Annotated in this window: 22 protein-coding genes; 16 read left to right on the top strand and 6 right to left on the bottom strand. The window is 63.3% G+C overall.

The window, feature by feature from the left end:
* The first annotated feature begins 236 nt into the window (after positions 1 to 236).
* Entirely contained in the window at positions 237 to 1184 is a 948-nt protein-coding gene (locus MOP87_RS01420; RefSeq protein ID WP_059183221.1) for an IS110 family transposase, read from the top strand.
* 324 nt (positions 1185 to 1508) lie between these two features.
* On the opposite strand, the gene MOP87_RS01425 is transcribed toward MOP87_RS01420, so the two are convergent.
* A complete protein-coding gene (locus MOP87_RS01425; protein WP_027913966.1) occupies positions 1509 to 2954 on the bottom strand; it encodes a histidine kinase in 1446 nt (481 codons plus the stop codon).
* A 134-nt stretch (positions 2955 to 3088) separates the two neighbouring features.
* On the opposite strand from MOP87_RS01425, the gene serB reads away from it, so the two are divergent.
* Entirely contained in the window at positions 3089 to 4303 is a 1215-nt protein-coding gene (gene serB, locus MOP87_RS01430; protein WP_028687877.1) for a phosphoserine phosphatase SerB, read from the top strand.
* A gap of 76 nt (positions 4304 to 4379) precedes the next feature.
* On the opposite strand, the gene asd is transcribed toward serB, so the two are convergent.
* Genes asd through MOP87_RS01445 form a run of 3 tightly spaced genes read right to left on the bottom strand, consistent with a single transcriptional unit; the run spans position 4380 to position 7640 of the window.
* Positions 4380 to 5243: an archaetidylserine decarboxylase gene (gene asd / locus MOP87_RS01435; RefSeq protein ID WP_027913964.1), complete on the bottom strand. Its 864-nt coding sequence runs from the start codon at positions 5241 to 5243 to the stop codon at positions 4380 to 4382.
* Positions 5244 to 5252: 9 nt separating this feature from the next.
* A complete protein-coding gene (locus MOP87_RS01440; RefSeq protein ID WP_027913963.1) occupies positions 5253 to 6062 on the bottom strand; it encodes a rhodanese-like domain-containing protein in 810 nt (269 codons plus the stop codon).
* A gap of 42 nt (positions 6063 to 6104) precedes the next feature.
* Positions 6105 to 7640, bottom strand: a complete 1536-nt coding sequence (locus tag MOP87_RS01445) for an HDOD domain-containing protein (protein ID WP_242810037.1) — start codon at positions 7638 to 7640, stop codon at positions 6105 to 6107.
* Between the two features lie 130 nt (positions 7641 to 7770).
* Between MOP87_RS01445 and motA the strand changes: the two genes are divergently transcribed.
* Positions 7771 to 8622: a flagellar motor stator protein MotA gene (gene motA / locus MOP87_RS01450; protein ID WP_023532967.1), complete on the top strand. Its 852-nt coding sequence runs from the start codon at positions 7771 to 7773 to the stop codon at positions 8620 to 8622.
* A gap of 3 nt (positions 8623 to 8625) precedes the next feature.
* Positions 8626 to 9648, top strand: a complete 1023-nt coding sequence (gene motB / locus MOP87_RS01455) for a flagellar motor protein MotB (RefSeq protein WP_110607544.1) — start codon at positions 8626 to 8628, stop codon at positions 9646 to 9648.
* Positions 9649 to 9729: 81 nt separating this feature from the next.
* Here motB and rsgA read toward each other — a convergent pair whose 3' ends face one another.
* Positions 9730 to 10761: a small ribosomal subunit biogenesis GTPase RsgA gene (rsgA, locus tag MOP87_RS01460; RefSeq protein ID WP_023532943.1), complete on the bottom strand. Its 1032-nt coding sequence runs from the start codon at positions 10759 to 10761 to the stop codon at positions 9730 to 9732.
* 139 nt (positions 10762 to 10900) lie between these two features.
* Between rsgA and orn the strand changes: the two genes are divergently transcribed.
* Entirely contained in the window at positions 10901 to 11443 is a 543-nt protein-coding gene (orn, locus tag MOP87_RS01465) for an oligoribonuclease (protein ID WP_110607543.1), read from the top strand.
* Positions 11444 to 11553: 110 nt separating this feature from the next.
* Positions 11554 to 12165, top strand: coding sequence for a trimeric intracellular cation channel family protein (locus MOP87_RS01470; RefSeq protein ID WP_027913959.1), 612 nt, complete (start codon positions 11554 to 11556; stop codon positions 12163 to 12165).
* An 84-nt stretch (positions 12166 to 12249) separates the two neighbouring features.
* Here the strand turns inward: MOP87_RS01470 and queG are convergent, their stop codons facing one another.
* Entirely contained in the window at positions 12250 to 13314 is a 1065-nt protein-coding gene (queG, locus tag MOP87_RS01475) for a tRNA epoxyqueuosine(34) reductase QueG (RefSeq protein WP_110607542.1), read from the bottom strand.
* 64 nt (positions 13315 to 13378) lie between these two features.
* Between queG and MOP87_RS01480 the strand changes: the two genes are divergently transcribed.
* From MOP87_RS01480 to MOP87_RS01525, 10 genes are all read left to right on the top strand, one after another.
* The gene (locus tag MOP87_RS01480) at positions 13379 to 14239 is read left to right on the top strand and encodes an NAD(P)H-hydrate dehydratase (RefSeq protein WP_027913957.1); all 861 of its coding nucleotides are present in this window, start codon (positions 13379 to 13381) and stop codon (positions 14237 to 14239) included.
* Positions 14227 to 14709, top strand: a complete 483-nt coding sequence (tsaE, locus tag MOP87_RS01485; protein ID WP_027913956.1) for a tRNA (adenosine(37)-N6)-threonylcarbamoyltransferase complex ATPase subunit type 1 TsaE — start codon at positions 14227 to 14229, stop codon at positions 14707 to 14709. The genes MOP87_RS01480 and tsaE overlap by 13 nt, the downstream gene beginning before the upstream one ends.
* A gap of 2 nt (positions 14710 to 14711) precedes the next feature.
* Complete coding sequence (locus MOP87_RS01490) at positions 14712 to 16142, top strand: N-acetylmuramoyl-L-alanine amidase (RefSeq protein WP_027913955.1); 1431 nt, start codon at positions 14712 to 14714, stop codon at positions 16140 to 16142.
* Positions 16139 to 18028 (top strand): DNA mismatch repair endonuclease MutL, encoded by a 1890-nt coding sequence (gene mutL, locus MOP87_RS01495; RefSeq protein ID WP_027913954.1) that lies wholly within the window; start codon positions 16139 to 16141, stop codon positions 18026 to 18028. The genes MOP87_RS01490 and mutL overlap by 4 nt, the downstream gene beginning before the upstream one ends.
* Position 18029: 1 nt before the next feature.
* Positions 18030 to 19001 carry a tRNA (adenosine(37)-N6)-dimethylallyltransferase MiaA gene (gene miaA / locus MOP87_RS01500; protein WP_028687881.1) on the top strand — a complete coding sequence of 324 codons (972 nt, stop codon included), beginning with the start codon at positions 18030 to 18032 and terminating at the stop codon, positions 18999 to 19001.
* Positions 19002 to 19095: 94 nt separating this feature from the next.
* Positions 19096 to 19356 carry an RNA chaperone Hfq gene (gene hfq, locus MOP87_RS01505; protein ID WP_015272006.1) on the top strand — a complete coding sequence of 87 codons (261 nt, stop codon included), beginning with the start codon at positions 19096 to 19098 and terminating at the stop codon, positions 19354 to 19356.
* A 12-nt stretch (positions 19357 to 19368) separates the two neighbouring features.
* Positions 19369 to 20670 carry a ribosome rescue GTPase HflX gene (hflX, locus tag MOP87_RS01510; protein WP_027913952.1) on the top strand — a complete coding sequence of 434 codons (1302 nt, stop codon included), beginning with the start codon at positions 19369 to 19371 and terminating at the stop codon, positions 20668 to 20670.
* Between the two features lie 96 nt (positions 20671 to 20766).
* A complete protein-coding gene (hflK, locus tag MOP87_RS01515) occupies positions 20767 to 21945 on the top strand; it encodes an FtsH protease activity modulator HflK (RefSeq protein ID WP_027913951.1) in 1179 nt (392 codons plus the stop codon).
* Positions 21945 to 22814, top strand: a complete 870-nt coding sequence (gene hflC, locus MOP87_RS01520) for a protease modulator HflC (RefSeq protein ID WP_027913950.1) — start codon at positions 21945 to 21947, stop codon at positions 22812 to 22814. The genes hflK and hflC overlap by 1 nt, the downstream gene beginning before the upstream one ends.
* A 287-nt stretch (positions 22815 to 23101) precedes the next feature.
* Complete coding sequence (locus tag MOP87_RS01525) at positions 23102 to 24289, top strand: ATP phosphoribosyltransferase regulatory subunit (RefSeq protein ID WP_027913949.1); 1188 nt, start codon at positions 23102 to 23104, stop codon at positions 24287 to 24289.
* Positions 24290 to 24327 lie beyond the last annotated feature (38 nt).

Consider the following 24327-nt stretch of genomic DNA (forward strand, 5'->3'; position numbering starts at 1 on the left):
GACCCATCGCGGCACAAGGCCGCTTGTGTCTTGATTAGAGATTAGAATCTGGAGTGAGAGCGGTGAATGGCAAGCTGAAGGCCGCAGGTGCCTTGAGCACGAGTGGGAGCACAAGCTGCCATTCACCGTTCCACTTTGGCGAGAGCCCGAACAGTTGGACGCGGCTCTGATCTCGAATCACAAGCGTGGGCCAAGCCAAAGTCCTCTCACAGTGTTGAGTTTAGGAGATTTAGGCGATGGTTTCCTACCTGGGTATCGATGTTTCTAGTCTTTCGCTTGATGCTGCGGTACGGCCTCAGGGCACCAGACTTCATGTAAGCAATGATCCGGCGGGATTCGAAGCGTTGCTCGATGGCCTTTGCGGTCTCAGCATAAAGCGTGTTCTGCTGGAGGCCACAGGTGGCTATGAGCGTAATATCCTGAGGTTCTTGCAGGACGCGGGCTACAAGGTCATACGCGTCAATCCCAGGCGAGCCCGAGCGTTCGCAGAATCCATCGGAGTCAAAGCCAAGACCGACGCCATCGATGCCGAAGTACTGGCCCACTACGCTGAGGTCATTCCAGACCAGCCCACCCTGCGGATCAGCCCGGAGCGTGCGCTGTTGCGAGAATTGCTGCAGCAACGTGATCGGCTGGTTCAGCAGCGTGATGACGACCGCAGGCGCCTGAAACAGGCGCAGTTCAGCGCGGTGTCCGACTTTCTGAAAGCCAACCTTCAGCACTTCAAGTCGCAGATCAAGCTGATTGAGCAAGCGATCAGCCAGCAAACGGAAGCCCTGAAAGATGAACGGGTTACTCAGCTGGTCCAGGTCAAAGGCATTGGGCTGGTAACGGCGGGCAAGCTGATAACACTTCTGCCAGAACTGGGGCGTGTAGAGTCCAAAGAAATAGCCTCGTTGGTCGGGGTGGCGCCTTTTAACCACGACAGCGGAAAATCCGTGGGCAAACGCTCTATCTCGGGCGGGCGGTTTGAGGCCAGGCGATCGTTGTATATGTCATGCCTTGTGGCGATAAAGTACAACCCAGCACTCAAGGCTCGTTATGAGGCGCTGCGCGGACGCGGAAAAGTTGCCAAGGTCGCCCTCGTAGCCTGTATGCGGGTATTGATCGTACGGCTCAATGCCATGCTAAGGACGGGCAAGCCTTGGCTTGATCTGGTCTTGCCACAGCCTATGCGGACCTAGAGCAGGAAGCCGACGTAACTCATACAGGAGCGGGCTTGCCCATCAATCCAATACCGCGCTGGATGGCACGGGCTTCGCCCGTGGCCGCGCGACAAGCGCGCCCCCTGGGGGGCGGGCTAGATTTTAAATAAATCGGGCAAGACAGTTGCTCCCACAGTGACTGCGTGACGCTTGAGTTAGCGGGCTCACTGGGCATCGTGGGAGCGGCCTTTGTGCCGCGATGGGCCGTGAAACGGCCCCAACACGCTTAAGTGAACAGCATTAGCATCAAGGCGGGCTTTTTCGTGGGCGCTGTACAGGGCCGCGCAGCGACCCTGTAATGGCTCAGGCGCGGCGTTCGTGCATGCGGGCCAGTTGGCGTTCCAGCATCGAGGGGTACGGCTCCATCAGGCGCTCCACGCAGCATGCCCCTTCCGGGCTTGCGATTGGGCGAATGCGAGCTCGCTGGCGGATCAAACCGTCGTCGTTGACCTTACGCTCGACCAGCAGCAGGTTGCGGCTGTGTTGAGACAGTGCCAGCGCGTCCTGCACCTTTTCAGCCATCAGCAGGTCGACCAGTTCCAGGCCATCGAGGTCATTGCTCATGGCAAGGCCCAGTTGCAGTTGCAAGGTGATGCCGCTGTCAGCGACGTCGATCTGCAAGGCATGGCCCAAGGCGCGTAGCAACTCGCCGCAACAGATGGCATTGGTGAGGTAGTCCTCGCCGCACTGGCGGCTGTGGAACAGGACCAACGTACTGCCGTCGTTGAGGGTGTGGGTTTCGCCCTCGTACAGCGAGGCCGCATGCTCCAGGCACTCCTGATAGCGCTCGGTCAGCTCGGTCAGGCGGGTGCGCGGCAAGCGCCGCAGCTGCTCCTGGGAACCCAGTTGCACGGCAAGCACCGCGCTGAACTGAGGCTCATCGGACTCCACTTCGACCGCGTGTGCCGGTGCGTCGTCGTCCAGCAGGCCGGCGAACGCCTCGTCGTCATCGTCCGCGCTCGTGACGGTAGTGCGCTGAGCAGGCTTGGAAACGGGGGCGGGCGCGTCATCGAAATGCTCGTCGTCCTCAGGCTCCGGTTCCGGCTCTGGCGGAGGCGGTGGGGCCAAGCGGGCATGCAGTTGCCGGGCGATGTCGCCGATCTCGTCCTGGCGGTCGGTGGCGGGCGTGTAATACTGCGGATCGCGCAACCAGACCCGCAGTTGCAGCAGCGGCAAGGTGATGAATCGGCCTTGGCGCAGGCTCAGGGTCAGGGCAAGCACCAGCAGAATGGCCGCCAGGATGGCCATGCTCTGCATGCTGATCAACATGGGCTGCTGGAACTGGCTCATGTCCAGGCTCATGCGCAGTTGCCCGGCAGCCACGTCCTGGAAGGTGATTTTGGTCTGATAGACGCCCTCGGCCTCACCCAGCAGGCTGTTGCGCGGCCGCTGGCCTGCCTCGGCGAGGATGCGGTTGTCGACGCTGTAGATGGCGGCGTGTGCCACCAGCGGGTTCTTCACCAGGTTGCCCAGCAGCACGTTGAGGCTGAGGATATCGTTGGCCACCAGCAACTCGGTCGCCGACGTCGCCGTCTGGGTCGTCAGGCTCTGGCCCACGGCATCGGCCTGATCGTGCATGGCCTGCTTGAACTGCAACCCCATGACGCAGGCATAGATCACCAGCGCCAGGGCCACCAGGAAGATGTTGGTGCAGGCGATGCGCAATGCCAATGGCACGCGACGTTGACTCAGGGCGCGATAGATCATCAGGAAGAAATTGTCTGTTTTGACTGAGGTGGGCCGGTTCACTGAGCTCGGCTCTTAATGGCATGAAGTGGGGGGGAGTATAGCGACCCGGGTTTTGTCGGCAAAGTAGCGTTAGCGCCCGATGGTCACGGAAAATCGGTAGAATGCGCATTTTTCATCGAAGTCGGAGCCTGGTTGTGCGCGAAATCGTCCTGATCAACATCACCGGTGAGGACCGCCCCGGTCTTACTGCTGCCATCACTGGCGTCCTGCTGCAGGGCGGTGTGAGCATTCTCGATATCGGCCTGGCGGTGATGCACGGCACATTGTCGTTCGGCATCCTGGTGGATATTCCGGATAACGAAGTGGCGACCAAGCTGCTGCAGAGCGTCCAGGCCAAGGCGCACGAGCTGAACCTGCAGGCGCGCTACACACCGATTTCCGAAGCGGACTACCAGCACTGGGCCGATGGCCATGGTGAAGCACGGCACGTGGTCACCCTGCTCAGCCGCAAGATCTCGCCAGACCAGTTGCAGCGTGTCAGCGCCATCATCAGCCAGCACGGGCTGACCATCGAGCGCATCGAGCGCCTGTCGGCCCGGGTGGCCCTGGACGCGGACACCAGCAAGGGCAAGGCTGCGGTGGAGATTTCGGTTCGCGGCGAGCCTGACGATGGCCAGGCGTTGCGCGCCGAGTTCTTTGCCTTGTCCGAGGCCCTGAACATCGACATCGCCTTCCAGCGGGACGACCTGTTCCGCCGCAACCGCCGCCTGGCCGTGTTCGACATGGATTCGACCCTGATCGAGGCTGAAGTAATCGACGAGCTGGCCAAGGCCGCTGGCGTGGGCGAGCAGGTCGCGGCGATCACCGAGCGGGCCATGCGTGGCGAGTTGGACTTCCGGGCCAGCTTCAAGGAGCGCATGGCGCTGCTCAAGGGCCTGGATGTCAGCGTGCTGGATGAAATCGGCGCATCGCTGCGTTTGACCGAAGGTGCGGAAAACCTCTTTGCCGAGCTCAAGCGCCTGGGTTACAAGACCGCCATTCTGTCGGGTGGCTTCACCTACTTCGCCCGCCAGGTACAGGCGCGCCTGGGCATCGACTACGTCTTTGCCAATGAGCTGGAAGTGGTCGATGGCAAGGTGACTGGCGTGGCGGTGGAGCCTATCGTCGATGCCCAGCGCAAGGCCGAGCTGCTTCAGCAATTGGCCAGCGAAGAAGGCCTGCAACTGGAACAGACCATCGCCGTGGGCGATGGCGCGAACGACTTGCCGATGCTGGCGCTGGCGGGGCTGGGCGTAGCCTTCCGCGCCAAGCCGCTGGTGCGGCAGTCGGCCAAGCAGGCAATTTCCACGCTGGGCCTTGATGGCGTGCTGTACCTGCTGGGCCTGCGCGATCGCGACACACGCGGCTGATACAGCCTGCGCTTGCGCAAAGCGGCCCCAGGGCTCTGGCGCTAGCGCCCGAACCCTGGGGCCACGTCTCAGGCCATTACGCCTGCAACGGCGTGGCCAACAGCTGGCCCATGCGCACGGCCGAGGCGGCGCCCACGTGTTCGGCCCATTTGACCTGGTCGGGGCCGAACAGCACGATCGCCGTCGAGCCCAACTTGAACCGACCCAGCTCGGCGCCTTTTTCCAGGTGAATCGGCGCACGGCTGGCGTCGTCGTAGCGGAAGGTCTTGAGCTCGCGCTTGGGCGGCGTGATCAGCCCTGCCCAGACGGTCTCGATGGAAGCCACGATCATGGCACCGACCAACACGACCGCCATCGGGCCGCGCTCGGTGTCGAACAGGCAGACCACCCGCTCATTGCGAGCGAACAGTTCGGGCACGTTTTCTGCGGTGGTCTGGTTGACCGAGAACAGCCGCCCCGGCACGTAGACCATCTCGCGCAACGTGCCTGCCAGCGGCATGTGCACGCGGTGGTAGTCCTTGGGTGACAGGTAGACAGTGGCAAACTCGCCGCCCATGAAGGGGGCCGCCATGGCCGGGTCGCCGCCCAGCAGTTCCTGTGCGCTGTAGCTGTGGCCCTTGGCCTGGAAGATGCGGCCGTGCTCGATCGGTCCCACCTGGCTCACTGCACCGTCGGCCGGGCACAGGATGGCGCCGGGGGTCTGGTCCAGGGGGCGTGCGCCGGGTTTCAGGGCACGGGTGAAGAACGCGTTGAAGTGCTCGTAGGCGGTCAAGTCTTCGACCAGCGCCTCACGCATGTCGACCTGGTAGCGCTTGGCAAACCAGGCGGTGAAGGCGTTCTTGAACCAGCGGGCGCGGCACTCGGCAACGCAGCCGGCCAGGCGCGACAGCAGGTGATGCGGCAGCAGGTACTGGCTGATGATGAACAGACGGGATTTCATTCAGGTTCCTTAAACTTCTACAGGCGTGTCCGGGTGGTTGCCCCATTCGCTCCAGGAGCCAGCGTACGCTTTGACTCGCGGGTAGCCGAGGGCCTTTGCCACCAGATAAGTGAAGCCGGAGCGGCGATGCGTCTGGCAGTGGGTGATCACTTCCTTGTCAGGCGTGATACCAAGGGACTGCAGCACTTCGGCGATGTCCGGGCGGATGCGCAGATGGTCATTGAGGTCCATGCCGGCGGTCCATTCGAAATTGACCGCACCGGGTATGTGCCCGCCTTTGGCCGCGAGCATTTTTTCGCCGGTGAATTCCTGTGGGGCGCGAGCATCCCAGATTGCCAGGTCATCGGCGCCCAGGCGGCTTTGCAGGTATTCGCGGGTGGCGGTGGGTTCCGGATGCAGGTGCAAACTCACCGGCTGGGTACCCTTGGCAGGCACATCGGTACTGAGCCGGTCGGCAGGCCAGGTCTGGATGCCACCGTTGAGGTAGTGGTACCGGGTGTGACCGATCACATCGAGCAGCCAGATGAAGCGGCCAGCCCAGCCACCGCCATCATCGTCATACACCACATAGACGGCATCGCTGCGGTGGCCCAGTTCGCCGAACAGCTTTTCCAGGTCGCTCAACGGCGGTAGCAGCCCCGGTGCAGGCGGCTGACCGAGCTGAGTCCGCTTGCCCTCGACGAAATGCGCGCCCGGGATATGCCCGCTGACGTAACGATTGGCGCTGCTGAGGTCGACCAGGATCAAGTCGGGCGAGCCCAGGCGTGGCAACAGGTCGGCGGCTTCGATCACCAGCGGCAGGCCGGAAAAGTCGGTCATCCACGGTCTCCAGTGTGCAAAGAGGCGATTGTAGCGCAAGGCTCAGCCCTTGCGGTTGGCAAACACCGATAGCGCCCGTTCGATGCATTGCGAGGTTTTGCCAAAAGCCTGCACGCTGATGTCGGCCAGGGGCCGGCACCCTTGGTCGGCCACCAAGAGCATCAGCACCTGGTCATTGACCGCCAGCGAGCGCAGCAGCACATGCTCGCCTCGGAACAGGGCACGCAAGGGCGGCGGCAACAACGAGGCGAACTGGGTGTGGTTTTCGGGTGTAATGCGCAGTTGCCCGGCCTTGGACATCAGCTTTTGCAGCAGCTTATTCGCCGCCACCGGCAATATCAGGCTGCTCGCCTCTTTCGCTAGCCCGGCTGCCTGCTGCACGCGCAGGCAGTCATTGGCACGGTCCAGGCCCAGCAGCAGCAGGCGTTGCATGCCGCACGCTAGTACCGCTTCACGGGCCTGGGCCGCCAGGTGCACGGTATTGGTGAAAGGACTGGGCTGGGCCAGCAAGTCCTGACAGAGCGACCGCCAGCGTGCCAGTTCTTCGGCGGTAGGGGGCGGGGGCGCCAGCATGTCCGGGTGGGGGCGGCGTTGATGCCAGGGCCAGATCAAGGCCTCGGCAGGGTGGAACAGTGCTAGGCGCGCATGACGCCTGGCACTGGCCGCAGCTTGTTGGTGAACCTGCTGTTGAACCTCTTCGAGCGAGGTCTGCAGGTAGAGTGCGGTCAGCAGTTGCCAGCGCAGCAGGTGAGGATTGTCCCAGCCCACCTGCGCTGCCAGTGCCAGGTTGTTGGCCAGCAGCACGGTGTTGGCCGGTTGGTTGAACCAGCGCCGCAGGCCGGGCTCGGCATCGAGCCGCTGTTGTTGATTGAGCAGGTCTTCGTCCCGAGCGATGTTCAACACCTGGGCAAGCTGGTCGCGCTCCTCGAGCAGCAGGCGATAGCCCTGGGTCACCCATTGCGGCAGGCGCCACTGCTGGGCCACGGCCTGGCACAGCGCCATGATGCGAACACCGAACAGCTCCTGCTCGACAATGGCGGCGTCTTCACCTTTATGGATGACCCGCAGCTCCCAGGTGTCGAGCAGCTTCGGGTGGGCCAATGCCAGCGGCCATAACGGGGACAGGAACAGCAGGCTACCCCAGTGAATTTCCTGCCACAGCCGCGCCAGACGGCTGGCGAACAGGCCGCTGGCCTGCTGCGAGGCATGCTGGCTGATCAACTGGAACTGGCGCAGCACCGGCGGGATGTCTTCGATCGGCAGGGCTGGCAGGCGCCTGAGCAGGAGAGCGCTACGCTCAAGCCCCAGGCGATTGAGGGCGATCTCCAGGCTTTCGGCCGGTTCGGCCTGGCTGGCGTTGGTCGGGTGGTTGGCTTCGCGCATCACCGAAAGCACCAGGGCCGGGCTGTCCTGCATCAGCTCGGCGATGTCGCGCAATGAACGCCGGTTATCGTTGATGGCCGCCATGACCCGGTCGTAGCTGTGCTTGGGCACAGGAATGCGCACACTCTCCAGCAACTTCACCCAAGCCTCTAGCGTACGTGGGGCCTGGCCGGATACCTCGGTTTCGATTGGCATTTTGACATCAGTCCAAACTGGCTTTTCGCTTTTAGTGGCTATAGTCTGGCGCAGTTCTGCCGATAAGGAGAAGAAGAGTTTTGACGCTCCCGCCTCTTTCCCTGACCACGACAGCAAGTGCTTTGAATCTATGGCTAAAATTATCGGCATCATCGTCGTATTCGCGAGCGTGCTCGGCGGCTACGTCCTCTCCCACGGCAAGATTGCGGCGCTGATCCAGCCGTTCGAAGTGCTGATCATCGGCGGCGCGGCCTTTGGTGCGTTCCTGCAAGCCAACCCTGGCTACATGACGATGCACGTTCTGAAGAAGTCGATGAAGATGTTCGGCTCGCGCTTCACCCATGGCTATTACCTGGAAGTGCTGGGGCTGGTCTATGAGATTCTCAACAAGAGCCGCCGCGAAGGCATGATGGCCATCGAGGCCGACATCGAAGACGCCTCGGCCAGCCCGATCTTTGCCAAGTACCCGACCGTACTGGCCGATGAGCGCATGACTGCGTTCGTCTGCGACTACCTGCGCATCATGTCCACCGGCAACATGGCCCCCCACGAACTCGAAGGCCTGTTCGACATGGAGCTGCTGAGCATGAAGGAGGAGCTGGAGCATCCATCCCACGCGGTCACTGGGGTCGCAGATGGCATGCCAGGCTTTGGTATCGTTGCAGCCGTATTGGGCATCGTCGTCACCATGGCGTCGCTGGGCGATGGTGACCAGGCAGCCATCGGTATGCACGTGGGCGCCGCCCTGGTGGGTACCTTCTTCGGTATTCTCGCCGCCTATGGCTTCTTCGGCCCGCTGGCCAAGTGCCTTGAGCACGATGCCAAGGAAGAACTCAACCTGTACGAGTCGATCAAGGCCTCGCTGGTCGCTTCGGCCTCGGGCATGCCGCCGTCGCTGGCCGTGGAGTTCGGGCGCAAGGTGCTGTACCCCAAGCATCGCCCCAGCTTCTCCGAGCTCGAGCAAGCGGTACGCGGTCGCTGAGTCATGGAGAACAATCAGCCCATCATCGTCAAGCGCGTAAAGCGCTTTGGCGGCGGCCACCACGGTGGCGCCTGGAAGATCGCCTTTGCCGACTTCGCCACGGCCATGATGGCGTTCTTTCTGGTGCTGTGGTTGCTGTCGACGGCAACACCTGAGCAGAAGATCGCCATCGCCGGGTACTTCAAGGACCCGATCGGCTTCTCCGAAAGCGGTACACCTTACGTCATCGACCTGGGCGGCTCGCCCGAGCTGGCGCCGGAAAAGACCATCAACCCCGAGGTGAAATCGGAGCCGACCCCCGACACCAGCATCGAACTGAACAAGGACCAGGTGGAAACCATGGCCGAGCAGGTCGAGCGCGAGCGCCTCGAGCTGCTGCTGCAGGAGTTGCAGAACAAGGTGGAAGAGAACCCGCAGCTGCAGAAGTTCAAGGACCAGATCCTGTTCGAGATCACTCAGGACGGCCTGCGCATCCAGATCATGGACGCCGAGAACCGGCCCATGTTCGACATCGGCAGCGCACGCTTGCAGCCGTATTTCGAGGACATCCTGCTGGCCATGGCCGATACCATCAAGACCGTGCCCAACAAGATCAGCGTCAGTGGCCATACCGATGCCAAGCCGTACGCAGGTGCTGGCGAGTTCGGCAACTGGGAACTGTCGGCCAACCGCGCCAATGCTGCACGGCGGGCACTGGTAGCAGGGGGCTATCCAGAGGGTCAGGTGGCACGGGTGGTGGGGTATGCGTCTTCGTCGCTGTTCGATCGCAAGAACCCGCTCAACCCGGTAAACCGCCGGATCGACATCATCGTGCTGACCAAGAAGGCCCAGCGTGATATCGAAGGCGAGCAGGGCGCCGCGCCCCCGCCGGCTGAAGCGCCTGCCGGGGCGCAGGCACCGTCACCATCCGCACCGGCACCTTCGGCGGTCGATGGCCAGACGCCCATGCAGCCACGTGAGTTGCGCCAGAAGCTCAACATCTTCGAGAACGGCACGTTGAAGATGGATGAGACCAAGGAGCAGTGAGGGCTTGGCAGCCCCGCGGGGCTGCCGGTCACTGCCGGATCGGACGAGGCGCCATGCCTGCATCGTGCTCGCAGGGGTTGATCAGTAGGTTTCTTCCGGCAGGCTGGCGATGATCGAGCGGTAGCTGTTCATTCGCTGAGGCTTGATTCGCCCGTCTTCCAGAGCCTTGAGCAGAGCGCACCCGGGCTCGCGATCATGCTTGCAGTCGCGGAAACGACAGGTGCCGAACAGGTCGCGGAACTCGATGAAGCCTTCTTCTACATCGGTGCGGCTGACGTGCCCCAGGCCGAACTCACGGATGCCCGGCGAGTCGATCAGGTCGCCCCCGTTGGGGAAGTGATAGAGGCGGGCGGTGGTGGTGGTATGGGTGCCCTGGCCCGACCATTCCGACAGGTCACCGACCCGGGTGCCGGCCTGTGGCAGCAGGCTGTTGACCAGTGACGACTTGCCCACCCCCGACTGACCGACGAAGACGCTGATGTGTCCATCCAGCGCCTGCTGCAGGCGCTGCATGCCATCCCCTTGGTGCGCCGACACTTCCAGCAGCGGGTAGCCCAGTTCACGGTAGACGTCCAGGAGCGCCTGCAGGCCTGGCCCGTTTTCGTCATTGACCAGGTCGGCCTTGTTCAGCAGCAACAGGGGCCGCAGGCCGGCATGTTCGGCGGCCACCAGGTAGCGGTCGATGAGGTTGGGGTGCGGTTCCGGCGCCGGTGCGAAAACGATGACGATGAGGTCGACGTTGGCGGCCACTGGCTTGAGCTGGCCATGGTTGTTGGGGCGGCACAGTTCGGTTGCACGGGGCATCTGCGCAACGATGACGCCGATCCCCTGGTTGCCGGCACGCCAGACCACGCGGTCGCCGGTGACCAATGCCGGGAGGTTGGCGCGCAGGTGGCAGCGAAATACCTGGCCTGCGGTGTCGCCATCTTGGGCTTCGACTTCGACTTGCACGCCGAAGTGTGCGATCACCAGCCCCAGCTGTTCGGGCCCAAGGTCGCCGCCTTCCAGTTCCTGCAAGGCATGCTGCTCGCGCTTTGCTGCACGTGCAGCGCGCTCGTTCTGGATTTTTTCGATACGCCAGTTCTGGCGACGGTTGAGCTGGCGTTTGGCCATGAACGCTCCGTAGAAGGCCCCGAGCGGGGCGTAGAAAACGACTGGCAGTCTAGCATGCCGGGCCTGAACGCTGTCCGCTTCACTTTGGTTCATGAGGGTGCACTGCGCTAATATAAGCCTCCATCGGAGGAGTGCCTGCATGCAAAACCCACAGAACCTGATCTGGATCGACCTGGAGATGACCGGGCTGGATCCGGACAGCGATGTCATCATCGAGATGGCCACCATCGTCACCGACAGCGACCTCAATACGCTGGCCGAGGGACCGGTCATCGCCATCCACCACAGTGATGAAGTGCTGGCGCGCATGGACGACTGGAACACCCGCACCCACGGCGCCTCCGGCCTGACCCAGCGGGTGCGTGAGAGCCAGGTGAGCATGGCCCAGGCCGAGGCCCAGACCATCGCCTTCCTTGAGCGGTGGGTACCCAAGGGCAAGTCGCCTATCTGCGGGAACAGCATCTGCCAGGACCGTCGGTTCCTGTACCGGCACATGCGTCAGCTGGAAAATTACTTCCATTACCGCAACCTCGACGTCTCCACCCTCAAGGAGCTGGCAGCGCGCTGGGCCCCCGAGGTGCGAGACAGCTTCAGCAAGGGCAACACGCACCTGGCGCTGGACGACATCCGCGAATCCATCGCCGAGCTGCGCCACTACCGCGAACACTTCATCAAATTCTAAAAAACGTAGCTCACACGCTGCATGCGGCCAGCCAATGACGGGCCGGGCACTGATGCCCGGTTCCATGCGCTGACGGCCGCTCGCGTGTGTGATCGGCGTGGGTCTTGCTCATGTTGCTGATGCTTTATCTGATCGCCATCACTGCCGAAGCGATGACCGGTGCGCTGTCTGCCGGCCGTCGCGGCATGGACTGGTTCGGCGTGGTGCTGATCGCGTGCGTGACCGCATTGGGCGGTGGTTCGGTGCGTGACATGCTGTTGGGGCACTACCCGCTGACGTGGGTCAAGCACCCGGAATACTTGGTGCTGACCAGCTGCGCGGCGCTGTTGACCATTTTCATCGCGCCGATGATGCGCCGCCTGCGCTCCCTGTTTCTGGTGCTCGACGCCTTGGGGCTGGTGGCCTTTACCCTCATTGGTTGCATGACCGCGCTGGAGATGGGGCAGGGGATGCTGGTGGCGTCCATCAGCGGTGTGATCACGGGGGTCTTCGGCGGAATTCTGCGGGATATCTTCTGCAATGACATTCCGCTTGTGTTCCGCCGGGAGTTATACGCAAGCGTGTCGTTCGCCGCGGCCTGGTTCTACCTGGGCTGCGACTACTTCAAGGTGCCCGCGGAGCAAGCCATGCTGCTGACGTTGTTCGGTGGGTTTCTGGTGCGGTTGCTGGCTATTCGCTTTCACTGGGAGATGCCCAAGTTTCATTACAATGACCAACAGTGAAGGTGGGCGCCCGCACCCGGCTAGCAGGCTCAGGCTTTGTGCTTCACCGCAAAGCTGCAGAGGCGGCGTAGCCTCCCAGCAGGCTCATGCCACCCCGTGCCGGGCAAGCGCCCACTCCACGTGCTCCCTCACCAGCGGCGAGGCATCGTCGCGCCTCGCCTTGAGGGCTTCGATGACCGGGATCGTGGAAGGGGCGTTGCCCAGGCCGACGGCCAGGTTGCGCAGCCAGCGCTCGTAACCGGCACGTCGCAGAGGCCCGCCTTCGGTCTTGCGCAGGAAAGTAGGCTCATCCCACAGAAACATCTGCGCCAGCTCCGCGTTCTCCAGGCCGTGGCGGGGCTGGAAGTCCTGCTCGCGGCTGGGCTTGGCGAAGCGGTTCCAGGGGCAGACGATCTGACAGTCGTCGCAGCCGAATACCCGGTTGCCCATCATCGAGCGCAACTCCACGGGAATCGGCCCTTTGAGTTCGATGGTCAGGTAGGAGATGCAGCGGCGGGCATCCAGCACGTACGGGCCGACGAAGGCCTGGGTGGGGCAGATGTCCAGGCAAGCCGTGCAGCGGCCGCAGTGTTCGCTGGTGGTGGCCTGGTCCACTGGCAGAGGCAGGTCGACGAACAGTTCGGCCAGAAAGAAATAGCTGCCGGCCTTGCGGTTGAGCAACAGGGTGTTCTTGCCGATCCAGCCAAGCCCGGCTTGTTCGGCCAGGGCCTTTTCCAGAACTGGCGCGCTGTCGACGAAGGCTCGGTAGCCAAAGGGGCCAATGGCCTGCTGGATGCGGTCGGCCAGCGACTGCACACGCTTGCGCACCAGCTTGTGGTAGTCCCGGCCCAAGGCATAGCGGGACACGTAGGCCTTCTCCGGCTGGGCCAGGCGCTGCGCCATCTGCGTGTCGCCGGGCAGATAGTCCATGCGCAGCGAGACGACGCGCACGGTGCCTGGGATCAGTTGCTCGGGGTGGGCGCGCTTGCTGCCGTGCGCCCCCAGGTATTCCATCTCCCCCTGATAACCGGCGTCCAGCCAGCGCTGCAGGTGGTGCTCGTGTTCGCCCAGGTCGATACCGGCGATGCCGACGTGGGCAAAGCCCAGTTCCTGGCCCCACAGCTTGATGTTGTGGGCCAATGCGTCGAGGTCAGGTGGGGAGGCGGACATGGATGGGCAAGCAATACAGGCAGAGGTGCGTATAATTCTGCCAGACATTGGAGCTTTTGACCCCATGCAACAGACCAGTAACCCCCTACACACCCCCACAGTGCTGAGCAGCCTGACCGTTGCCCACCTGCCGCCACGCCCTGCTCAGGCCCATAAAGGTGACTTCGGCCATGTGCTGGTGGTCGGCGGCGACCTTGGCACCGGCGGCTCCGTCCTGCTCAGTGCCGAGGCCGCCTTGCGCTGCGGCGCTGGGCTGGTGAGCGTGGCCACGCGGCCGGAGCACGTGGGCGCCGGGCTGACCCGGATGCCCGAAACCATGTGCCTGGGCGTGCAGTCGGCCAACCAGTTGATGACCGTGCTGGCCCGCGCTTCGGTGGCGGTCGTGGGGCCTGGCCTGGGGCAGGCGGCATGGGGGCGCAGCCTGCTGTCCGCCGTGGCCAACGCCGATGGCGCGCAGGTCTGGGATGCCGATGCCCTGAACCTGCTGGCAGCCACGCCCCTTGCGCTGCCCAGTGGCAGTATCCTGACCCCGCATCCAGGCGAAGCTGCGCGGCTGCTGGGTATTTCCACCGAAGCGGTGCAGGCGGATCGCCCGGGTGCAGCGCGCAAGCTGGCACGCCGCCACAACAGCGTGTGTGTGCTCAAGGGCGCAGGTACCCTGGTCGCCGACCCCGAAGGGCGGCTGGCGCGCTGCGACCGTGGCCATCCGGCCATGGCGGGCGCAGGCCTTGGGGATGTGCTCAGTGGCGTGTGCGGCGCGCTACTGGCCCAGGGGCTTGGCGCCTGGGACGCCGCAGGCCTGGGCGTCTGGCTGCATGCCTGTGCTGGCGAGCGCCTGGGTAGCGGCGGCCGTGGGTTGGCCGCCAGTGACCTGATACCTGTGATTCGTGAGTTGTTGGAGGAGCATTCAGCGTGTCTGGCTTAAACCTGTTTCTGGCCGACGAAGCGGCCATGGTCGCCTTCGGCGGCCAACTCGCCCGCGTGACCGGTGGGCGCGGGATCATCTTCCTGGAAGGCGACCTTGGCGCTGGCAAGACAACCCTGTCTCGCGGCCTTATTCGTGGGTTGGGCCATACGGGTGCGGTGAAAAGCCCTACATTTACCGTGGTAGAACCCTACGAGATTGGTGATGTCCGAGCTTTTCACTTCGACCTCTATCGGCTGGTCGATCCGGAGGAGCTTGAGTTCATGGGCATTCGTGACTATTTCGAGGATGATCCACTGTGCCTGTTCGAGTGGCCACAAAAGGGTGCGGGCGTTTTGCCAAAGCCTGACCTGACCATTACCATAAGCCCCCAGGCGAGCGGACGCTCGCTTGTACTTTCGCCGCAGGGGGCTCGCGGCGACGCCTGGTGCGTGGCACTGGCCGAATACTATAAACAGCAAGCGGGGTAGGTATGCGCATACGCGCACTGGTCGCCATCGTTGGGCTTTTGCTGACAACGGTGACCGTTGAGGCTCTGGCCGTCACTCAAGTCAAGAGCGTGCGCCTGTGGCGTGCGCCGGACAACACCCGGTTGGTCTTCGACCTGTCCGGGCCTGTGCAGCACAGTGTCTTCACATTGAGCGCACCCGATCGGCTGGTCATCGACATCAACGGCGCAACCCTGGGCGCACCCTTGAAGGTGGCAACTTCCAATACGCCGATCAGCAGCGTGCGCTCGGCCCAGCGCACACCGACCGACCTGCGGGTGGTCGTGGACCTGAAGAAGTCGGTCACGCCCAAGAGCTTTACCTTGGCGCCCAACGCGCAATACGGCAATCGTCTGGTGGTCGACCTGTACGACCAGGAGGCGGACGCCATTGCCGCCAGTGCCCCAACGCCTGCGCCGCCACCGGTGCAGGCGCCGGCCACCACGCCAGCGGTGCCCGTCACGCCGACCCAGCCAGCCATCAAGCTGCCACCGGTGCCCAGTGGCAAGCGCGACATCGTGGTGGCCATCGATGCTGGCCACGGTGGCGAGGATCCTGGCGCTTCGGGCTCCAGCGGGCAGCATGAAAAAGACATCGTCCTGCAGATCGCCCGCGAACTGCAGCGCCAGATCAACAGCGAGAAGGGCTTTCGCGCCGAGCTGACGCGCACGGGCGACTACTTCATCCCATTGCGCAAGCGCACCGAGATCGCTCGCAAGAAAGGCGCCGACCTCTTCATCTCCATCCACGCCGATGCTGCCCCGTCGCGCGCTGCCTTCGGCGCCTCGGTGTTCGCCTTGTCCGACCGCGGTGCGACCTCCGAGACCGCACGCTGGCTGGCCGATACGGAAAACCGCTCCGACTTGATCGGCGGTGCCGGCAATGTCAGCCTCGACGACAAGGACCGCATGCTGGCCGGGGTGCTGCTCGACCTGTCGATGACGGCCACGCTCAGTTCCAGCCTCAACGTCGGTCAGAAGGTGCTGGGCAACATGGGGCGTATCACCTCGCTGCACAAGCAGCGCGTGGAGCAGGCCGGCTTCATGGTGCTCAAGTCCCCGGACATTCCGTCGATCCTGGTCGAGACCGGTTTCATCTCGAACAATGCAGAAGCCGCCAAGCTGGCTACGCGCAGCCACCAGCAGGCATTGGCCCGCTCCATTCACACCGGGGTTCGCCAGTACTTCCAGCAGAACCCACCGCCAGGCACCTACGTGGCGTGGCTACGCGACAGCGGCAAGATCGCCCAGGGCCCGCGTGAACATACGGTGCGGCCTGGTGAGACCCTGGCCATGCTCGCGGTTCGCTATCAAGTCAGCGTCACCAGCCTGCGCAGTACCAACAGCCTCAAGACCGATGAACTGAAGGTCGGCCAGCGCCTGGACATTCCTGCCACCACGTTGGCCTCGCAATGAGCGGCGGCTCACGCATCCAGCTGCTCAGCCCGCGGCTGGCCAACCAGATTGCGGCTGGCGAGGTGGTGGAACGGCCCGCATCGGTTGCCAAGGAGCTGTTGGAAAACAGTCTCGACTCCGGTGCTCGCCGGATCGACGTGGACGTCGAGCAAGGTGGCATCAAGCTGCTGAAGGTGCGCGACGATGGCAGCGGCATCTCTGCCGACGACCTGCCGCTGGCGCTGGAGCGCCATGCCACCAGCAAGATCCGCGAGCTGGAAGACCTCGAAGGCGTCCTGAGCCTGGGATTTCGCGGTGAAGCCCTGGCGTCGATCAGCTCGGTCGCACGGCTGACCCTGACCTCGCGCACGGCCAACGCCAGCGAAGCCTGGCAGGTGGAAACCGAAGGGCGCGAGATGACCGCGCGGGTGCAGCCTGCTGCGCACCCTGTCGGCACGTCCGTGGAAGTGCGGGACCTGTTTTTCAACACGCCGGCGCGGCGCAAGTTTCTCAAGGCCGAGAAAACCGAATTCGACCACCTGCAGGAAGTGATCAGGCGCCTGGCACTGGCCCGGTTCGACGTGGCCTTCCATCTGCGACACAACGGCAAGAGCATTCTGAGCTTGCACGAGGCCCGCGAAGAAGCCGACCGGGCCCGGCGGGTGGGCGCCATCTGTGGTCCCGGTTTCATGGAGCAGGCCCTGCCCATCGACGTGGAGCGCAACGGTCTGCGCCTGTGGGGGTGGGTCGGGTTGCCGACGTACTCGCGCAGCCAGGCAGACTTGCAGTACTTCTTCGTGAACGGGCGCGCGGTGCGTGACAAGCTGGTGGCCCATGCCGTACGCCAGGCTTACCGGGACGTGCTGTTCAACGGTCGTCACCCGACCTTCGTACTGTTCCTTGAGCTTGAGCCCAACGGCGTGGACGTCAACGTTCACCCAACCAAGCACGAAGTGCGCTTCCGTGAAGGCCGAAGCGTCCACGATTTCCTGTACGGCACCTTGCACCGTGCCCTGGCCGATGTGCGTCCCGAAGACCAGTTGGCTGCCCCGGCTGCCCTGCCTGAGGCGACCCGGCCGACGGGGCAGCAAGCAGGCGAGTTCGGGCCTCAGGGCGAAATGCGCCTGGCTGCGGCCGTGCTCGAGCAACCACGTGCTGCGCCGTCTCCCATTGCCGGCAGTGGCAGTGGCGCGGGTTACCAGTACTCATACACGCCCAGGCCGTCGCAGCCATTGCCGGCTGCCGAGGCCCAGGCGGTCTATCGCGAGTTCTACAAGCCCTTGAGCGAAGGCGCTGCCGCGCTGCCGGAAAGCCAGGGCGACATCCCCCCGCTTGGCTTCGCATTGGCCCAGCTCAAGGGCATCTACATTTTGGCCGAGAACGCCGCGGGCCTGGTGCTCGTCGACATGCATGCCGCCCATGAACGGATCATGTACGAGCGGCTGAAGGTGGCCATGGCCAGCGAGGGTCTTAGCGGTCAGCCGCTGCTGGTGCCCGAAACGCTCGCCCTGAGCCAGCGCGAGGCCGATTGCGCCGAAGAACACGCGGCCTGGTTCCAGCGCCTGGGCTTCGAACTGCAGCGCCTGGGCCCGGAAACGCTGGCGATTCGCCAGATTCCAGCATTGCTCAAGCAGGCCGAAGCCAACCGCCTGGTGCAGGATGTGCTGGCGGACCTCATGGAGTACGGCACCAGCGACCGTATTCAGGCACACCTGAACGAACTGCTCGGCACCATGGCCTGCCACGGTGCCGTGCGTGCCAATCGGCGCCTGGCGATTCCTGAAATGAACGCCTTGCTGCGCGACATGGAAAATACCGAGCGCAGCGGCCAGTGCAACCATGGCCGTCCCACATGGACCCAGATGGGCCTGGATGATCTGGACAAACTATTCCTGCGCGGTCGATGACATGAGTGGCAAGCCCCCTGCAATATTCCTGATGGGCCCGACCGCGTCGGGCAAGACCGACCTGGCCATCGAGCTGAGCAAGGTCTTGCCCTGCGAACTGGTGAGCGTTGATTCTGCCCTGGTCTATCGGGGCATGGACATTGGTTCGGCAAAGCCCTCGAAGGTCGTCCTGGCTGCCCACCCGCACCACCTGATCGACATCCGCGACCCGGCCGAAGCCTACTCGGCAGCGCAGTTTCGTGCCGACGCCTTGCGCGTGATGGCCGAGATCACCGCACGCGGCAACATCCCCTTGCTGGTGGGCGGGACCATGCTCTATTACAAGGCGTTGACCGAGGGGCTGGCCGACATGCCGGCGGCCGATGCCCAGGTCAGGGCCGAGCTCGAGGCTCTGGCCGAGGCCGAGGGCCTGGCAGCGCTGCATCGGCAGTTGGCTGAGGTCGATCCGGAGTCGGCCGCGCGCATTCATCCCAACGATCCGCAGCGGTTGATCCGGGCGCTGGAGGTGTACCGGGTCAGCGGGCAAAGCATGACGGCCCATCGCCAGCGTCAATTGGCTGAAAGTAGCGGTGTAGACGCAAGCGCCTGCGGTCATTTGCCCTATACTGTCGCCAGTCTTGCGATTGCGCCTACAGATCGTCACATTCTGCATCAGCGAATTGCGTTACGATTTTCACAGATGTTGGAACAGGGCTTTGTCGACGAGGTCCGATTGCTGCGAGCCAGAAGTGACTTGCACGCCGGGCTGCCGTCTATACGGGCAGTGGGCTATCGGCAGGTCTGGGATTACCTGGACGGCCAGCTGACTGAGAATGAGATGCGTGAACGCGGTATCATCGCGACCAGGCAGCTGGCCAAGCGGCAATTCACCTGGCTGCGTGGCTGGCCAGGCGTGCATTGGCTCGACAGCCTGGCCTGCGACAATCTGTCCCGCACCTTGAAATACCTTGGGGCCGTCTCCATATTGAGCTGAGTCCCTGCTGATTGCCGTCTATCCTTGTGAAAGCCGGCCTTACTTATCGTTTTTTCAGATTTTCCAATTATTTATCCTTACAGGAGTGCGGCATATGTCAAAAGGGCATTCGCTACAAGACCCTTACCTGAATACCTTGAGAAAAGAAAAGGTTCCGGTTTCGATCTACCTGGTCAACGGCATCAAGCTGCAAGGCTCGATCGAGTCGTTCGACCAGTTCGTGGTACTGCTGAAGAACACCGTCAGCCAGATGGTCTACAAGCACGCCATTTCCACTGTTGTACCTGCCCGCCCGGTTCGTCTGCCAAGCCCGTCCGATTCCGATCACGGCGACAGCGAGCCAGGCAACGCCTGATAGGAGCCTGCATTGTTCTTTGAGCGCCACGGTGGTGGTGAACGCGCGCTGCTCGTTCACTTGGAAGGTCAGAACCCTGAGGCGCGCGAAGACCCGCAGGAGTTTCAGGAACTCGCGTTGTCGGCCGGTGCCGACATCGTCTCGCTGGTAACGGTCACGAGGCATCAGCCCTCGGCCAAGTACCTGATTGGCAGTGGCAAGGTCGAGGAGTTGCACGACCGTGTCCATGCCGAGCAGGTAGACCTGGTGATTTTCAATCACACCCTCACGCCCAGCCAGGAGCGCAACCTCGAACGCGTGTTCGAGTGCCGTGTGCTCGACAGGACCGGGCTGATTCTGGATATCTTCGCTCAGCGCGCACGTACCCACGAAGGCAAGCTGCAGGTCGAACTGGCCCAGCTTGAGCACATGAGTACGCGGCTGGTACGCGGCTGGACCCACCTTGAGCGACAAAAAGGGGGTATTGGCCTGCGGGGGCCGGGTGAAACTCAGCTCGAAACCGACCGTCGCCTGCTGCGCGTGCGCATCCGGCAGATCAAGTCCCGCCTCGAGAAAGTGCGCAGCCAGCGTGAACAGGCGCGTCGCGGGCGTAAGCGTGCGGACATCCCGTCGGTCTCGCTGGTGGGCTACACCAACGCCGGCAAGTCCACGTTGTTCAACGCCCTGACCCAGTCGCAGGTGTACGCGGCCGACCAGTTGTTCGCCACCCTCGACCCGACGCTGCGTCGGCTTGAGCTCAACGACCTGGGGCCTATCGTGCTGGCCGATACCGTGGGCTTCATCCGGCACCTGCCGCACAAGCTGGTCGAGGCGTTTCGAGCTACGCTCGAGGAGTCGAGCAACTCCGACCTGCTGCTGCACGTGATCGATGCCCATGAGCCCGAGCGCATGGAGCAGATCGAGCAGGTGCTGGCAGTATTGGGCGAGATTGGCGCTGAAGGCTTGCCGATCCTCGAGGTGTATAACAAACTCGACCTGCTCGAAGAGGTCGAGCCGCAGATCCAGCGCAACGCCGACGGCAAGCCGGAGCGGGTCTGGGTTTCGGCACGTGACGGGCGTGGCCTGGAGCTGGTTGGCCAGGCGATTGCCGAGTTGCTGGGTGATGATCTGTTTGTCGGCACCTTGTGCCTGGAACAACGTTTTGCTCGCCTGCGCGCGCAATTCTTTGACTTGGGCGCGGTGCAGAGTGAAGCGCATGATGAAGAAGGGCGCAGCCTGCTGAGCGTGCGTCTGCCCAGGGTCGAACTCAATCGCCTGGTCAGCCGTGAAGGCATGGAGCCGCAAGTGTTTGTCGAGCAACACACTTTGCAATAAATGCCCCACGAGGTCGTCGGGCAGCAGTGACAGGCATTCTGTAGCATTGGACGGCGCGCCGTGGGCGCGTCTTTGCTTTATCAGATGGAGAGCGCTATGGCTTGGAACGAGCCGGGTGGCAACTCGAACAATCAGGATCCCTGGGGCGGCCGCCGCGGTGGCGGTGGTGGCGGCGACAAAAAAGGTCCGCCGGATCTGGACGAGGCCTTCCGCAAACTGCAGGACAGCCTCAACGGCATGTTCGGTGGTGGCAAGAAACGGGGTGGCGGTGACCGCAATGTCGGCAAGGGCGGCGGCCTGGGGCTGCTGGCCATCGGCCTGGCAGTGCTGGCGGCCATCTGGCTGTACAGCGCCGTGTATGTCGTCGACGAGCAGGAGCAAGCCGTTGTGCTGCGCTTCGGCAAGTATTATGAGACGGTCGGTCCCGGCCTGAACATCTACTTCCCGCCGATCGATCGCAAGTACATGGAAAACGTCACGCGCGAGCGGGCCTACACCAAGCAGGGCCAGATGCTGACCGAAGACGAGAACATCGTCGAGGTGCCGCTGACCGTCCAGTACAAGATCAGCAACCTGCAGGACTTCGTGCTCAACGTCGACCAGCCCGAGGTCAGCCTGCAGCATGCGACCGACAGCGCCCTGCGTCACGTGGTGGGCTCTACGTCCATGGACCAGGTGTTGACCGAAGGTCGTGAACAGATGGCCGTGGACATCCGCGAACGTCTGCAGCGTTTCCTCGACAACTACCGCACCGGTATCACCGTTACCCAGGTCAACGTGCAGAGCGCGGCAGCCCCGCGTGAAGTGCAGGAAGCCTTCGATGACGTGATCCGGGCCCGCGAAGACGAGCAGCGTGCCCGCAACCAGGCCGAGTCCTACGCCAATGGCGTGGTGCCCGAAGCCCGTGGTCAGGCTCAGCGCATCATCGAAGACGCCAACGGCTACCGCGATGAAGTCATTGCCCGAGCCAAAGGTGAGGCCGACCGCTTCACCAAGCTGGTCACCGAGTACCGCAAGGCACCTGACGTGACCCGTCAGCGCCTGTACCTGGAAACCATGCAGGCGGTGTATAGCAATTCGAGCAAGGTCATGGTGGCGACCAAGGACGGGCAGAACAACCTGCTCTACCTGCCGCTGGACAAGATGGTCGAAGGCAGCCGCAACCCGTCCGCGCCTGCAAGCGGCGTATCGTCGGCCAACGACGCTGCGGCCGCGCGCTCGGCGCAGGACACGCAACAGCAACAGCAGCCACTGCGCACTAGGGAGAGCCGCTGATGAGCAACCGATCGCTGATCGCCCTGATCGCCGCCGTGGTTCTGGCCATCGTGGCCTGGAACAGCTTCTATATCGTGTCCCAGACCGAGCGTGCAGTTCTGCTGCGCTTCGGTAAGGTCGTCCAGGCCGATGTCCAGCCAGGGCTGCACGTGAAAGTGCCGTACGTGAACCAGGTACGCAAGTTCGACGCCCGCCTGATGACCCTCGACGCGCCTACCCAGCGGTTCCTGACCCTGGAGAAGAAAGCGGTGATGGTCGACGCCTATGCCAAATGGCGCGTCAAGGATGCCGAGCGCTTCTACACGGCCACCTCCGGCATGAAGCAGATTGCTGACGAGCGTCTGTCCCGTCGTCTGGAAAGCGGCCTGCGTGACCAGTTCGGCAAGCGCACCTTGCACGAGGTGGTGTCGGGTGAGCGTGACGCGTTGATGGCCGACATCACCGCTTCGCTGAACCGCATGGCCAACAAGGAGCTGGGTATCGAGGTCGTCGACGTCCGCGTCAAGGCCATCGACCTGCCCAAGGAAGTCAACCGCAGCGTGTTCGACCGCATGAGCACCGAGCGTGAGCGCGAGGCGCGCGAGCACCGGGCCAAGGGTAACGAGCTGGCTGAAGGTATTCGTGCAGACGCCGATCGTCAGCGCCGTGTGCTGCTGGCCGAGGCCTATCGCGAAGCTGAAGAGACCCGCGGTGACGGTGATGCCCAGGCGGCTTCCATCTACGCCAAGGCCTACACGCAGGACGCTGATTTCTATGCGTTCTACCGTAGCCTGCAAGCCTACCGCGAGAGCTTCTCCAGCAAGAGCGACGTGCTGGTCCTGGATCCGAAGAACGAGTTCTTCCGCTTCATGGACAAGAGCAGGCCCTGAGTCGAATTCGGGCAGGCGCCCCGCCTGGCAGCTAAAACGCCAGGCAGGGTGCATCCCGAATCAAAAGGGGTGTATGATGAGTCAGCCGGGAAATTTCCCGGCTTTTTTGCGTCTGCAAGGTTGATCGGCCCGGTGTCGGTCCGCTTTTGACACGTTCGCAAGGCAATTCGAGGGTATCGGGTACGGTGGCTGCGCTGGGATCAGTGCTGCCCGTTGCTGTGCGCGATACCTGCTTTACTGACGGCCGGCCTGCTGGCGGCCGCCCGGACCAGAGGGGAAAAGGCGTAATGGCAACGGTAGACCGCTGGCTGCTGCCAGATGGCATCGAGGAAGTACTGCCACCTGAGGCTGCGCGTATCGAGATCGCGCGTCGCCAGGTGTTGGACCTGTTCCAGAGTTGGGGTTACGAACTGGTCGTCACCCCGCATATCGAGTACCTGGAGTCGCTGCTCACCGGCGCCGGCCAGGACCTGGATCAGCGTACCTTCAAGGTAGTAGACCCGCAGTCCGGCCGCCTGATGGGCTTTCGTGCCGACTTCACGCCGCAGGTTGCGCGCATCGACGCCCATACCCTGCGCCGTGAAGGCCCAAGCCGGTTGTGCTACGCCGGCAGTGTGCTGCATGCCCAGCCGCGTGCCTTGTCCACCTCGCGCAGCCCTATCCAGCTGGGTGCCGAACTGTATGGCGATGCCAGCCCCACCAGCGATGTGGAAGTCATCAGCCTGATGCTCGCCACGTTGCAGTTGGCCGATGTGCCTGATGTCCACATGGACCTGGGCCATGTGGGTATCTACCGTGGGTTGGCTCGGGCCGCCGGTCTGTCGGGCGCGGTCGAGCAGCAGTTGTTCGACGCCCTGCAACGTAAGGCGGTCGACGAAGTGCAGGCGCTGACGGCCGACGTGCCAAACGATGTGGGCAACATGTTGCGAGCCCTGGTCGAGCTATGCGGCGGCAGGGAAGTCCTGGCCGAGGCCCGCGTACGCCTGGGTCGTGCACCTGCCAGCGTGCTGGCGGCCCTGGACGATTTGCTGGCCATCGCCGATCGGCTGGCCGCCCGTTACCCGCAGTTGCCGTTGTACTTCGACCTGGGTGAACTGCGCGGTTACAACTACCACACGGGCGTGGTGTTTGCGGTGTTCGTACCAGGTGAAGGGCAGTCGATTGCCCAAGGCGGCCGTTATGACGACATCGGCGCCGACTTTGGCCGGGCGCGCCCGGCTACCGGTTTCTCCACGGATTTGAAGACCCTGGTCACACTGGGGCGAGCGGAGGTCGTACTGCCCACGGGCGGCATCTGGATGCCGGACAGTGGCGATGCGGCCCTATGGCAGCATGTCTGCCAGTTGCGCAACGAGGGCCAGCGTGTGGTCCAGGCCCTGCCTGGTCAGCCGCTGAGTGCTGCCCTTGAAGCGGATTGTGATCGTCAATTGATTCAGCAAGACGGGCGCTGGCAGGTTCTGCCGCTGGCCCAGTGAGTTTCTGCGTCGGCAACAGGCCGGCAACCAAGTTTGCG

This window comes from Pseudomonas sp. I3-I5 (assembly GCF_022699445.1).
Taxonomy (GTDB): Bacteria; Pseudomonadota; Gammaproteobacteria; order Pseudomonadales; family Pseudomonadaceae; genus Aquipseudomonas; species Aquipseudomonas fulva.